Source organism: Sphingopyxis sp. UBA6723, from assembly GCF_002454115.1.
Taxonomy (GTDB): domain Bacteria; phylum Pseudomonadota; class Alphaproteobacteria; order Sphingomonadales; family Sphingomonadaceae; genus Sphingopyxis.
Genome location: NZ_DKIH01000011.1, coordinates 245697 through 257989, shown reverse-complemented (window position 1 = coordinate 257989; position 12293 = coordinate 245697). Strand labels below are relative to the sequence as shown.

Sequence of the window (12293 nt, the reverse complement as noted above, 5' to 3'; positions counted from 1 at the left end):
CTAAGCCGCCTGCTTCGCCCGCTCGGTCATTTCCTGATTGAGCATTTCGGCCAGCAGGAACGCCAGTTCCAGCGACTGCCCCGCGTTCAACCGCGGGTCGCAGTGCGTATGATAGCGGTCTGCAAGGTCCATCTGCGTCACGTCCATCGCGCCGCCGGTGCATTCGGTGACATTCTGGCCGGTCATCTCGATATGGATGCCGCCGCCATGCGTACCCTCGGCGCGGTGCACAGCGAAAAAGCCGCGCACTTCGGCAAGGATGCGTTCGAACGGGCGTGTCTTGTACCCGTTGGGTGTCTTGATGACATTGCCGTGCATCGGGTCACACGACCAGACGACGGGGTGGCCCGATTCCTTCACCGCGCGCACCAGCTTGGGCAGATGCGCCTCGATCTTGTCATGGCCATAGCGGGTGATCAGCGTCATCCGCCCCGACACATGGTTCGGATTCAGCGTGTCGAGCAGGCGCAGCAGCACGTCGGGCTCGAGGCTCGGCCCGCACTTCATACCCACCGGATTGCCGATTCCGCGCAGAAACTCGATATGCGCCGATCCTTCGAAACGGGTGCGGTCGCCGACCCACAGGAAATGGCCCGAGGTATCGTACCAGCCGCCGGTGAGGCTGTCCTGCCGCGTCAGCGCCTGCTCATAGGGGAGGAGCAGCGCTTCGTGGCTGGTGTAAAAACTGGTGCCTTTGATCTGCGGGACGGTTTCGGGGGTGACGCCGCACGCCTCCATGAAGGCGAGCGCTTCGGAAATCCGGCCTGCGGTTTCCTGATATTTCTTCGCCCACGGGCTGCGGTCCATGAAGTCGTGCGTCCAGGCGTTGACCTGGTGCAGGTTCGCATAGCCGCCGTTGGCGAAGGCGCGCAGCAGGTTCAGCGTCGCCGCCGACTGATTATACGCCTTGACCATACGCTGCGGGTCGGGTTCACGGCCTGCGGCGTCGAAGGCAATGTCATTAATGTTGTCGCCGCGATAGCTGGGCAGCGACACGCCATCGATCTCTTCCATGTCGGCCGAGCGCGGCTTGGCGAACTGGCCCGCCATGCGGCCGAGCTTCACGACGGGCATCTTCGAGGCAAAGGTCAGCACCACCGCCATCTGGAGCAGCACGCGAAAGGTATCGCGGATGTTGTTCGGATGAAATTCGGCAAAGCTTTCGGCGCAGTCTCCGCCCTGCAGCAGGAACGCCTTGCCCTCGGCGACGCGGCCAAGGTCGGCGGTCAAATCGCGCGCTTCGCCGGCAAAGACCAGCGGCGGGTAATTGCTGAGCTCGCGCTCCGCCGCCGCGAGCGCATCGGCGTCGCGATATGTGGGCAATTGCCGGGCTTCGTGCGAGCGCCAGCTATGCGGTTGCCAATTCTTCGTCATCTGCCTGTGTCTTCACTGTTCAAACCGGGCGCCGCCATGGCGCGAATGTCGCTTGGACGCAATGCGCACCCTTCCTCCAAACGCGAAAATTAGCATTATCGTGACATTTGCGCACCTATGCTTTTCTTGGGGCCCAAAAACTGATAGTTTGTTTCACAGCTTTGGAATGGAATCCGCGGGTCCAAGGCATCTGGCTATCGGCGACGTTATACATGCAACGACCCGATTCCGGGTCTCCACGCAAAGCGACTGGCTATGGCGAATTTCGAGTCCGCATGGTTTGTTTATGGGGCATTGCTGTTGCTGTTGGCGACCAGCTTTGTCGTGCGCATCGACTATGTCCGGATCGGGCTCGCCGCGGCGGCGCTGGTGGCCGTGCCGCTGGTTTTGTTCCGCGAACCCGATGTCGGTTATGGCATGCTCGTGCTGGCGATCCTCGTCGTCAACCTCGGCATCCTGGCGCGCTTGTGGCTCCGCGAGCGCAAGGTCAGTTTTTCGGCTGAAGAAGAGGCGCTGCGGCGTGAGCATTTCAGTGCGCTGAGCCCCGTGGCAGCGCGCGGGCTGATCGATCAGGGGCATTGGATTTCGGCGAAGCGCGGCGAGATATTGATCCGCGAGAATCAGGCGGCACCCAGCCTCTTCTATTTGGCCGAAGGGCAGGCGGCGATCCACCGCGAGGGCGCCGAGGTCGGCAAATTGTCCGACGGCGCGCTGATCGGCGAAGCGACCGTGCTCGACGGCACCCACGCGACGGGAACGGTGCTGCTGGGCAGCAATGCACGGCTGTGGTTCGTTCCGGCGGCGGCGCTCCGCGCCTATCTGGCGGCGAACCCGGCGATCGCCAGCGTGCTGCACGAGGGCTTTGCCCGGGCGCTGCGCGGCAAGCTGGCCAGTGCCAACGCGCGGCTCGCCGATCGGCCGCCGATTGCATGAGCATATTTGCGGCCGCGCCGCCTCGAACTTGTCATCGCGGCCTGCTAATCCATGCGCCATGACGATGATTCTCTATGGCATTTCGAATTGCGACACGGTGAAAAAGGCGCGGCGCTGGCTCGATGAGCAGGGCGTTGCCTACCGCTTTCACGACGTCCGCAAGGATGGGCTGGACGCAGAACGGCTGCAGAGCTGGATCGATGCGCTGGGGTGGGACAAACTGCTCAACAAGGCGGGAACGACCTTTCGCAAGCTGCCCGATGCGCAGAAAGACGGCTTGAACGCGGCGTCGGCCAAGGCGCTGATGCTGGATCAACCCGCGATGATCCGCCGCCCGGTCGTTGAGGTAGCCGACAGTATCAGCGTCGGCTTTTCAGCCGCCGACTGGCAGGCGCGGTTTGCGGCATGATCCGGTGGATGGCGGCCTGGCTGGCCCTGACGCTGCTCGCCGGTTGCGCGGCTGATCCGGTGACGGCGCAATCCACCTTGGACGGCCGGCCGCCGATCGTCATCGCGCATCGCGGCGCGTCGGGCGAGCGGCCTGAGCATACAATTGCGGCATACCGGCTGGCGATTGCGCAGGGCGCCGACTTTATCGAGCCCGACCTGGTGCTGACCAAGGACGGCGTGCTGGTGGCGCGGCACGAGAATGAGATTTCAGAGACCACCGATGTCGCCGATCGCGCCGAATTTGCGGCGCGCAAAACGACTAAGATGATCGACGGCAGCGAGGTGACCGGCTGGTTCACCGAAGATTTCACTTTGACCGAGCTCAAGACGCTGCGCGCGCGCGAGCGGCTGCCGAAACTGCGCTCGACCGATTATGACGGCCAGTTCGATATTCCGACGTTTGAGGAAATCCTGACGCTGTTGGCCGAAGTGAATCAGGACCGGACGATACCTGTCGGGGTCTATCCCGAAACCAAGCACCCCAGCTATTTTGCGTCGATCGGCCTGCCGCACGAGGCGCCGCTGCTCGCGCTGCTCGACCGCTTCGGCTATCGCGGCCGCAAGGCGCCGGTCTATATCCAGAGCTTCGAGGTGCGGAACCTGATCGACCTGCGCGCGAAAAGCGACCTGCCGTTGATCCAGTTGATGGACGCGGCAGGCGGGCCACCCGACCGGCCCGACACCAGCTATGCCGCCATGGCGTCACCCGCGGGTCTGAAAACCATCGCCTCCTATGCCGACGGGATCGGCCCGAACAAGGCGATGGTGATCCCGCGCGGCGCGCTGGGGTCGCTGGCCGAACCGACCAGCCTGGTGCGTGACGCCCACGCCGTGGGACTGAAGGTGCATCCGTGGACGTTCCGCCGCGAGAATTATTTCCTGCCGCTGGGCGACAAGGGCGGGGTGAACCCGGCAGGGCATGGTGACTTGGGCGCCGAGATCGCGGCCTATTTGCGCACCGGCATCGACGGGCTGTTCAGCGACAATCCGCGCGAGGCTGTGGGGGCGGTACGGCGCTGATCCAGACTGCCGGCAGAATGACCGCTAACGACTATTTGCGGCCATAAACTTTCGTCATCCCGGACTTGATCCGGGATCCATGCGCCCTCTCAGCAGCGGGCGGCGTATGGCCTCATGGACCCCGGATCAAGTCCGGGGTGACGAAGAAACGAACGGCAGCTCACCACCCCAAAACAGCTCCAAACCCGGCCCGACGCCCCCGGGGAGAGGCGTGGGCCGGGCCGCGCGGCCGCGCTGTCTCAATCGGTGTCGGTCTCCCATTGGAACACCGCTTCGAGCGGCTTGCCGAACACATGCGCGATGCGGAACGCGACCTCGAGCGACGGCGAGTATTTGCCCTGCTCAATTGCCGCGATCGTCTGGCGCGTGACGCCGACGCGGTCGCCAAGGTCGCCCTGTGTCATTTCCCCGGCAAGAAAGCGCAGCGTGCGGATATCGTTGGTGAAGGGAAGCGCCACCGGTCAATATCCCCGGCGGTAATAATAGAGTTGCGCGCCGACGCGGACGAGTTCGGCCAGCACGACGGTGGCGATCAGAATGTTGAGATAGACGCCGGGCGTGAAGCGATAGAATATGGCGATCATATTCGCCCAGCAGCCGAGCACCAGCGGATAATAAGCGAGATGGGTGCCGCGCAGGTGGATGCCGCGTTCGCGCTCGTCCTCCTTTACATACACCTCCTTGGGCGCCCGGATGGCAAAGAACGCCGCGGTTGCCGCCATCGCCGCGATGATGATGATGGTGACCGGTACCAGCATCCCCGCGACTGCGCCGACACCCGCCGGAGTATCGATTATGTGCCAGGGATAGGCGACGAAATACCAGCCAAAGGCAGCGAAGATGCCGATGAAGGCCGCCCAGTGGGTCTTTTCCCGAAATGACATATGCGAAGTTTCCGATGTTCGTTGAATGTGACGCAATGTTAATTATGACGAACATTAAGTCAAGAAGAAATTACATTGGCATGCTTCGCGCTTTCGCGGTCGGGGTTTAGCCGCTAAGCCTGCGCCCCATGTCCACCCTGCCCAAAACGCTCACCTTCGACACCTCGACCAGCCGCGCGAACCCGACGCCGCAGCCAATGAAGCGCCTGACGGTGCCGCGCATCCGCCAGCGCAAGGGCGGCGAGCCGATCGTGATGCTGACCGCCTACACCGTCCGCATGGCGCAGCTGCTCGACCCGCATTGCGACATGCTGCTGGTCGGCGATTCGCTGGGGCAGGTGATTTACGGGCTGCCGCACACGGTCGGGGTGACGATGGAAATGATGGCGCTGCATGGCGCCGCGGTGGTGCGCGGCAGCTATCATGCCGCGGTCATCGTCGACATGCCGTTCGGCAGCTATGAAGCGAGTCCCGAACAGGCGTTCACCAACGCGGCGCATTTGCTGAAGGAAACCGGCGCCGCGGCTGTCAAGATGGAGGGCGGGCGCGCGCTCGCCCCGACGATCGAATTCCTCACCCAGCGCGGCATCCCGGTGATGGGGCATGTCGGGCTCACCCCGCAGGCAGTCAATATCCTGGGCGGCTATGGTGTGCGCGGCAAGAGCGAGGAAGAGGCGCGGTCGATCGTGGAGGATTCGGTGGCGGTCGCGCAGGCTGGCGCCTTTTCGCTGGTGATCGAGGGTGTGCTCGAATCGATTGCGATCGAAGTGACCAACAAGGTCGCCTGTCCGACCATCGGCATCGGCGCGTCGGCGCAATGCGACGGGCAGGTGCTGGTGACCGAGGACATGCTGGGCATGTTCGAACGCGTCCCGAAGTTCGTCAAACGCTATCAGGACATGGCGGGCGTGGTCAGCGGTGCGGTGAAGGAATATGCCGATCAGGTCAGGTCTCGTTCATTCCCGACCGAGGATCAGATCTACGCTGGCTGACGCAGCGTGCAGTATGGATTTCAGGCCAAGTGAATCGCTTGGCCTTTTTCTGCGCCGTCGCTAAGGAAGCCGCGGTGGGATTTATGCCCAAAGCCCTGAACGATATATGGAGGTTTGATTGGCCTTGAGCCCGACCAACGATGCCGCGCTGTTGCAGGAAGTCGATGAAGCCGTCCGCAAGGACCGGCTCGACACGATCATGCAGCGCTATGGCCGCTGGATCATTGGCGGGGTGCTGGCCGCCGTACTGGCGTTCGGCGGCTATCTGTACTGGGACCATCGCCAGGACGCGGTGCGCGGCGAGCGGGCCGAAGAACTGATCGCAGCGTTCGAAAAGCTGTCGACGAACCAGCCGCGCGCGGCGGCCACCGAACTCGACAAGCTGGCCGCGGGCGGTGAGCCTGCCTATCGCGCTGTCGCGATGATGCAGCAGGCGAATATCAAGGCGCAGACCGGTGATCTGAAGGCGGCCGCGGCGCTGATGGCCAAAGTCGCCGCCGATACCAAGCTCGATCAGGCGCTGCGCGATCTGGCGCTGATCCGCCAGACGGCGTTCGAATATGACAGCCTGAAACCCGAAGCGGTGATTGCGCGCATGAAGCCGCTGGTCGATGCCAAGGATCCGGTGTCGAGCTGGTTCGCCAGCGCCGCCGAACTGTCGGCGACCGCCCATTACCAACTGGGCCAATATGATCAGGCGGGCGCGCTGTACGGCCGTATCGCCAAGCTGCCCGGCGTCGCCAAATCGCTGCAATCGCGATCGGTCCAGATGGCAGGGATGCTCGGCGTCGATGCCGTCGCCGATCGTGCGGCCGAAAGCGCCGCGAAAGACCAGACAGGCAATGCCGCGCCGAAAGCGGCGGCAGCCGCCCCAGTTGAGGAAACGAAATAACATGCGGAAGACGCGTTTAGGAATGACCGCAGCGCTGCTGGCGCTGTCGCTCGCAGGTTGCGGCGTGTTCAAGGGCGACGGCGGGCCTAAGACCCCCACGATCGGCGATCGCGTGTCGATCCTGTCGAATGACGCCAGCATCAAGGTCGATCCGGCGACCGCGGCGATCGCAGTTGTCTTGCCCGAACCCGCGGTCAATGCCGCATGGGCGCAGTCGGGCGGCAATGCGTCGAAATCGATGGGCCACCCGGCGCTGGGCGCGACGCGCAGCATGCTGTGGCAGGGCAATATCGCCGGGAGCACCAACAAACAGCGGCTCGCCGCGTCGCCGGTGATCGCCGACAATCGCCTGTTCGCCGTCGGCACCGATGCCGTCGTGACCGCGCTGGCCGCCGACACCGGTGCGCCGCTGTGGCGCACCGCGATCGGCAGCACGGGCAAGGATTTCAAGGATTCGCTGTTCGGCGGCGGCGCGGGGGTGGATGGCAATGTCGTCTACGCCACCAGCGGCGCGGGCGATGTCGCGGCGCTGAACGTCGCCGATGGATCGGTGATCTGGAAAGTGAAGCCCGCCGGGCCGCTGCGCGGTGCGCCGACGATTGCCTTTGGCGGGGTCTATGTGATCAGCCAGGACAATCAGATCATCGCGCTCAACGCGGCGAACGGCGGGGTGCTGTGGCAGGCGACGGCGTCGCTGGAACCCGGCAGCGTGTTTGGCGCCGCGTCGCCCGCGGCGGGGCAGGGGACGATCGTCGCCGGCTTCTCGTCGGGCGAGGTGCAAGCCTATCGCTACGAAAACGGCCGCGACCTGTGGGAAGACGCGCTGGCGCGCACCTCGATGGCGCTGTCAGTATCGACGCTGACTGACGTCGATGCCGATCCCGTGGTGGACAATGGCCGCGTCTTTGCGCTGGGCCAGGGTGGCCGCATGGCGAGTTATGAACTGCTCACCGGGCAGCGCACGTGGGAAATCTCGATCGCCGGCATCTCGACCCCCTATGTGGTTGGCGAATGGGTGTATGCGATGACCGACGACGGCAAGTTGCTGTGCGTCGCGCGCACGTCGGGCAAGGTACGCTGGCTTCAGCAGCTTTCGCGTTTTCGTATCGAAACCGAAAAGAAGAAAAAGGATCCGATCCGCTGGACCGGGCCGATCCTGGCGGGTGGCCGCCTGATCGCGGTCAACAGCGAAGGGATTATGGCGGAGTATTCGCCGACCGATGGGACGTTGCTCGGATCGACCGAATTCAAATCATCACTGTCGCAGGCGCCGGTGGTGGCGAACAATATTTTGTATATTTTGGCGGACGACGGGCAGATCACGGCCTGGCGCTGACACGCGTCCGGGCCGGGGCGGCCCGGCGCAACTACAGGGATAAATTGTCATGTCGCGATTCGCGACGATCGCCATTGTTGGCCGCCCGAATGTGGGCAAATCGACGCTGTTCAACCGGCTGGTCGGCAAGCGGCTGGCGCTGGTCGACGACCAGCCCGGGGTGACGCGCGACCGGCGTGAGGGCGACGCCAATCTGCTCGGGCTGGAATTTCGTATCGTCGATACCGCGGGTTTCGAGGATCAGGACGCCGCGACGCTGCCGGGGCGGATGCGCGTCCAGACCGAAAAGGCGGTGCGCGAGGCCGATGCGGCGCTGTTCATGATCGACGGCCGCGCCGGGGTTGTGCCGCTTGACGAGGAAATCGCCCGCTGGCTGCGCAGCGAGGACACGCCGATCATCCTGGTGGTCAACAAGGCCGAAGGCAAACAGGGCGAAAACGGCCTGATGGAATCCTATTCGCTTGGCTTCGACAATCCGGTCGCACTCAGCGCCGAACATGGCGACGGGATGGTCGATCTGTTCGACCTGCTGCGCCCGATCGTCGAGCCGTTTGACGAAATCGAGAAGGAAGTCGCCGCCGCCTCCGAAGACGAGGACGCGCCGCTCGGCCCGATGAAGCTCGCCATCGTCGGCCGACCGAACGCGGGCAAATCGACACTGATCAACCGGATGATCGGGGAGGACCGGCTGATCACCGGACCCGAAGCGGGGATTACCCGCGATTCGATCCGCGTCGACTGGAAATGGGAAGACGACGGCGAAGTTCACGAGATTCAGCTGTTCGACACCGCCGGGATGCGCAAGCGCGCGAAGGTGCAGGACAAGCTGGAGAAGATGTCGGTCGCCGACGCGCTGCACGCGGTCGATTTTGCCGAGGTCGTCGTGCTGCTGCTCGACGCAACCAAGGGGCTGGAATCGCAGGACCTGCACATCGCCGACCGCGTGCTACAGGAAGGCCGCGCGCTGGTCGTCGCGCTCAATAAATGGGATGTCGCCGAAGAACCATCGTCGCTGTTCAACGGCGTGCGTGCCGCGCTGGAAGACGGGCTCAGCCAGGTCAAGGGCGTGCCGGTGCTGACGATTTCGGGCGCGACTGGCAAAGGCATCGACACGCTGGTCCGCGTGGCGTTCGAACAGCGGGCGATCTGGACCAACCGCGTCTCGACCTCGGCGCTCAATCGCTGGTTCGAACGCGCGGTTGATGCCAATCCGCCGCCGGCGCCGGGCGGCAAGCGGATCAAGCTGCGTTACATCACCCAGGCGCGCACCCGGCCGCCGACCTTTGTCGTGTTCGGGACGCGCACCGACAGCCTGCCGGGCAGCTACACCCGCTATCTGGTTAACGGAATGCGCAAGGAATTGGGGTTTCAGGGCGTGCCGGTGCGGCTGAATTTCCGCAATTCGCGCAACCCCTATGACGAATGACCGGACGTAACGCCGGGGAGACGCTGATCGTCGACGCGCGCGGGATGCGCTGCCCCTGGCCGGCGCTGCGGCTGGCGCGCGCGATGCGCGATGCGACCGATGTGCTGTTGATCGCCGACGACCCGCAGGCGGGGCGCGAAGTCGTCGCGCTCGCGAACGAGCATGGCTGGTTGGTCGAGGAGGAAGCCGCGACCGACGACGCTGGCCGCTGGCGCGTGCACCGCTGACCCAAAATGGGCCGGTTTCGGTCGCATGCGCCGCCGGTCGTAACCTCTTTTTTACCGAACTTGGGCATGGGTCGGATGGGACCACGACCGACTTTGCATACCAAGGGACATTACATTGGACGAAATCCTGGTCGATTGGGATGAATTTCGCGCCACGCGCACCCAGCTGGGGGCGGCGTTCGTGCGCATTCTGGGCTATTTCCGTGAAGACGGCACCAAATCGGTGGCGGCGATCGAAGAGGCGATGCGCGCCCGCGATGCGCGCGGTCTGGTGATGCCCGCGCACACGCTGAAAAGCGAAGCGCGCCAGTTCGGCGGTGAAAAACTCGGCGCGGTTGCCGAAGATATCGAAATGTTCGGGCGCCACTGCGTCGAGAGCCAGATCAGCCCCGAAGAATATCTGCCGCGCGTCGTCGAGCTGCGGCGGCTGTTCGAGGAAACGCTGAGCGCGCTGGAGCGCGAAGCCAATCCGCTCGTCCAGCGCCGCCCAGCCGGATTCGGCCGCGCCGTCGGTTACTGAACCGGCGCCGCTTTCCGCATCGGTTGCACCTGCCAGCGCGCCAGGCTGCGCCACAGCCATTCGAGCGGCCCATAATGGAAGCGGTCCAGCCAGGGTTTCGACCAGAGCAGCATCGCCGCCCACATGCCGAAGCAGAACAGATAGAGCGCAGTGCGCCCGACGCTGCCGAACAGCCCCAACCCATAGCCGTAGAATATCGTCGTCATGACGATCGAGGTGACGAGGTAATTGGTGAACGCCATGCGCCCGGTGGCCGCGAGCCGCGCGCGCACCGCGTCTCCGGCCACCGATTTGATCAGCAGCATGATCAGCGCCGTCCAGCCGACGGTCATCAGGGTGTCGAAGGGAATCGACAGTGCCATCGAAGCGCCAAAAATCGACACCGCGCCATAGCCCGACTGCATTTGGTATAGCGCCAAAGCAACCAGCGGCGGGGTTGCGATCAGGAAACAAATGACGGCCCATTTGCGATAGCGCGCCATATCCCATTCGCCGGTCAGCATCCGCGATTTATACAATGCCATGCCGATCAGCATCAGCCCCATTGTTTCCCACAGGAACATCCCGACAAAAAACAGCGGGTCGCCCGCCATTTCACCGGTGCGGTGGCCCAGGATGCTGGCGTAGCTGCCGAGATAAAGCGCGGTTTCCTGAGCATGAAGTGGCGTCGAAGGCCCCATTTCGGCGTTCATCTGACGCAGCGCCTCCTGCATCCCCGCCGCCGCCTCAGCGGGCAGCGTTCCGGCCTGCGCCATCGACAGCATGGCCCACAGGCTTGCCGGAATGCCGATGCCGATGAGGAAAAACGGCAGCGACCAGAGCAGCAATGCTTTGACCGACAGGTTGCGAAACAGGAACAGCAACAGCCCGCAAATGGCGTAGAGGAACAAGATGTCGCCGAACCAGATCAGGTAGAAATGGGCGAGGCCGAACAGCGCGAGCCAGAACATGCGCGGATAATGTGCTCCTGCAGGCGCGCGCCCTGCCGCCACGGCGCTGTCGATCACGAGCAAGGTACTTGCACCGAACAGCAAAGAGAACATGCCGCGCATCTTGGAATCGACAAAGACGAAGTTGAAGAACCAGGTCGCCAGGTCGAGATCGCCCGGCGGCCCGCCCGCGGCAGGATTGGAATAAGCCGGGAAGGGCAGCGCGAAGGCGACGATATTCATCGCCAATATGCCCATCACCGCAACGCCGCGGATCGCGTCGAGACTTTCTATTCTCGTCCCCGTTATCATGCCCAATCCCCGTTCCGATATCGATACAGGGGCTATCGTTCATCGCTGCCAGCGTCGAGCGGTTTCTGAAACACAGGCCTCGCGATTAACTCATTATTGACATCCATGTCAGTAATGCTATCTGATCATCATCGCCAGATTCGCACGAGAGCAGCCATGACCCCGACCATCTTCTCCCATCCCGACCGCAAGATGCCGACCTTTCGCCCGTTCAAGGCGCTGTCGCACTTTCGCAAACTGATCAAGGACAAGGAAGATACCGAGCAGGTATTCCACATCTTCGAAAGCTTGCCGCGCAAGGGCTTCATGGACGACGCCCGCGCGTTCGTTGAGAGCGACAAGGGCCGTCAGTTGATGGCCAGCGAGCCCTATCTGCCCGACCTGCTCGACGATCATGCGTGGATTGACGAATTGCCCGAGGGCAGCGTCGGCCACGCCTATGTCACCTTCATGCGCCGCGAGGGGCTTTCGGCCGCAGGTCTTGTCGCCGAAGCCGATAAGATGGGACGCCCCAAGTTCGACGATCAGGTGCAATGGTACGCCAACCGCCTGCGCGACACGCATGATCTGTTCCACATCCTGACCGGCTATGGCCGCGACGCGCTGGGCGAACAGTGCGTGCTCGGCTTCACCTATGGCCAGACGGGCAATTACGGCAATTTCTTCATCGCCTATGCCGGTGGCTATGAAGTGAAGCGCGGCGTGAAAGCCAAGGCGCCGGTGTTCGGCGCGATCCGTCAGGGTCAGCGCCATGGCAAGGCGGCGAAGGCGATCATCGAACAGGACATCCGCGCCCTGCTCGCCGAGCCACTAGACGCGGCGCGCGCGCGGTTGGGGATTGGTGAACCGACGCTATATCACGAAGCGCACCGCGCCTACCGCAGCCGCGGGATCGATCCGTATAATTTCCTCGCGTCGCAGCAGGCGGTGGCGGCTTGAACCCATGATCCTCCCTGTGGCGAAGCCATGGGGAGGTGGCAGCGCGAAGCGCTGACGGA

General features: G+C 63.6%; 14 protein-coding genes. 10 read left to right on the top strand and 4 right to left on the bottom strand.

The annotated features are described in order from the left end of the window. Nucleotides 1-1374 carry a class II 3-deoxy-7-phosphoheptulonate synthase gene (locus B4F07_RS12260; protein WP_293700269.1) on the bottom strand — a complete coding sequence of 458 codons (1374 nt, stop codon included), beginning with the start codon at nt 1372-1374 and terminating at the stop codon, nt 1-3. Between the two features lie 255 nt (nt 1375-1629). Here B4F07_RS12260 and B4F07_RS12255 point away from each other — a divergent pair, with 255 nt between their 5' ends. The 3 genes from B4F07_RS12255 to B4F07_RS12245 are packed head-to-tail and all read left to right on the top strand — an operon-like array spanning nt 1630 to nt 3777. Next, a complete protein-coding gene (locus tag B4F07_RS12255) occupies nt 1630-2307 on the top strand; it encodes a Crp/Fnr family transcriptional regulator (protein WP_293700271.1) in 678 nt (225 codons plus the stop codon). A 58-nt stretch (nt 2308-2365) separates the two neighbouring features. Then, complete coding sequence (locus B4F07_RS12250; RefSeq protein ID WP_293700273.1) at nt 2366-2716, top strand: ArsC family reductase; 351 nt, start codon at nt 2366-2368, stop codon at nt 2714-2716. Next, nucleotides 2713-3777 (top strand): glycerophosphodiester phosphodiesterase, encoded by a 1065-nt coding sequence (locus B4F07_RS12245; RefSeq protein ID WP_293700274.1) that lies wholly within the window; start codon nt 2713-2715, stop codon nt 3775-3777. The genes B4F07_RS12250 and B4F07_RS12245 overlap by 4 nt, the downstream gene beginning before the upstream one ends. 239 nt (nt 3778-4016) lie before the next feature. Here the strand turns inward: B4F07_RS12245 and B4F07_RS12240 are convergent, their stop codons facing one another. Beyond that, nucleotides 4017-4235: a helix-turn-helix transcriptional regulator gene (locus B4F07_RS12240; protein WP_293700276.1), complete on the bottom strand. Its 219-nt coding sequence runs from the start codon at nt 4233-4235 to the stop codon at nt 4017-4019. A 3-nt stretch (nt 4236-4238) separates the two neighbouring features. After that, nucleotides 4239-4661, bottom strand: coding sequence for a hypothetical protein (locus B4F07_RS12235; RefSeq protein ID WP_293700278.1), 423 nt, complete (start codon nt 4659-4661; stop codon nt 4239-4241). 128 nt (nt 4662-4789) lie between these two features. On the opposite strand from B4F07_RS12235, the gene panB reads away from it, so the two are divergent. The 6 genes from panB to B4F07_RS12205 all read left to right on the top strand — a co-directional run bounded on the left by panB (nt 4790) and on the right by B4F07_RS12205 (nt 10054). Beyond that, nucleotides 4790-5653, top strand: a complete 864-nt coding sequence (panB, locus tag B4F07_RS12230) for a 3-methyl-2-oxobutanoate hydroxymethyltransferase (protein ID WP_293700280.1) — start codon at nt 4790-4792, stop codon at nt 5651-5653. 118 nt (nt 5654-5771) lie between these two features. After that, the gene (locus B4F07_RS12225) at nt 5772-6545 is read left to right on the top strand and encodes a tetratricopeptide repeat protein (RefSeq protein ID WP_293700282.1); all 774 of its coding nucleotides are present in this window, start codon (nt 5772-5774) and stop codon (nt 6543-6545) included. Nucleotide 6546: 1 nt separating this feature from the next. Then, a complete protein-coding gene (locus tag B4F07_RS12220; RefSeq protein WP_293700284.1) occupies nt 6547-7881 on the top strand; it encodes a PQQ-binding-like beta-propeller repeat protein in 1335 nt (444 codons plus the stop codon). Between the two features lie 49 nt (nt 7882-7930). Continuing rightward, nucleotides 7931-9307: a ribosome biogenesis GTPase Der gene (gene der, locus B4F07_RS12215; RefSeq protein ID WP_293700286.1), complete on the top strand. Its 1377-nt coding sequence runs from the start codon at nt 7931-7933 to the stop codon at nt 9305-9307. After that, entirely contained in the window at nt 9304-9534 is a 231-nt protein-coding gene (locus B4F07_RS12210) for a sulfurtransferase TusA family protein (RefSeq protein WP_293700288.1), read from the top strand. Before der ends, B4F07_RS12210 begins: the two co-directional genes overlap by 4 nt. Before the next feature lie 115 nt (nt 9535-9649). Then, entirely contained in the window at nt 9650-10054 is a 405-nt protein-coding gene (locus tag B4F07_RS12205; RefSeq protein WP_293700290.1) for an Hpt domain-containing protein, read from the top strand. On the opposite strand, the gene B4F07_RS12200 is transcribed toward B4F07_RS12205, so the two are convergent. Further along, nucleotides 10048-11295 carry a DUF418 domain-containing protein gene (locus B4F07_RS12200; protein WP_293700292.1) on the bottom strand — a complete coding sequence of 416 codons (1248 nt, stop codon included), beginning with the start codon at nt 11293-11295 and terminating at the stop codon, nt 10048-10050. The genes B4F07_RS12205 and B4F07_RS12200 overlap by 7 nt on opposite strands. A gap of 156 nt (nt 11296-11451) precedes the next feature. Between B4F07_RS12200 and B4F07_RS12195 the strand changes: the two genes are divergently transcribed. Next, nucleotides 11452-12234 (top strand): Coq4 family protein, encoded by a 783-nt coding sequence (locus B4F07_RS12195; protein WP_293700294.1) that lies wholly within the window; start codon nt 11452-11454, stop codon nt 12232-12234. The last annotated feature ends 59 nt before the right edge of the window (nt 12235-12293 follow it).

Coding starts and splice junctions, on each gene's coding strand:
- B4F07_RS12260 (WP_293700269.1), bottom strand. CDS start 1,374: ATGACGAAGAATTGGCAACCGCATAGCTGGCGCTCGCACGAAGCCCGG.
- B4F07_RS12255 (WP_293700271.1), top strand. CDS start 1,630: ATGGCGAATTTCGAGTCCGCATGGTTTGTTTATGGGGCATTGCTGTTG.
- B4F07_RS12250 (WP_293700273.1), top strand. CDS start 2,366: ATGACGATGATTCTCTATGGCATTTCGAATTGCGACACGGTGAAAAAG.
- B4F07_RS12245 (WP_293700274.1), top strand. CDS start 2,713: ATGATCCGGTGGATGGCGGCCTGGCTGGCCCTGACGCTGCTCGCCGGT.
- B4F07_RS12235 (WP_293700278.1), bottom strand. CDS start 4,661: ATGTCATTTCGGGAAAAGACCCACTGGGCGGCCTTCATCGGCATCTTC.
- panB (WP_293700280.1), top strand. CDS start 4,790: ATGTCCACCCTGCCCAAAACGCTCACCTTCGACACCTCGACCAGCCGC.
- B4F07_RS12220 (WP_293700284.1), top strand. CDS start 6,547: ATGCGGAAGACGCGTTTAGGAATGACCGCAGCGCTGCTGGCGCTGTCG.
- der (WP_293700286.1), top strand. CDS start 7,931: ATGTCGCGATTCGCGACGATCGCCATTGTTGGCCGCCCGAATGTGGGC.
- B4F07_RS12210 (WP_293700288.1), top strand. CDS start 9,304: ATGACCGGACGTAACGCCGGGGAGACGCTGATCGTCGACGCGCGCGGG.
- B4F07_RS12200 (WP_293700292.1), bottom strand. CDS start 11,295: ATGATAACGGGGACGAGAATAGAAAGTCTCGACGCGATCCGCGGCGTT.
- B4F07_RS12195 (WP_293700294.1), top strand. CDS start 11,452: ATGACCCCGACCATCTTCTCCCATCCCGACCGCAAGATGCCGACCTTT.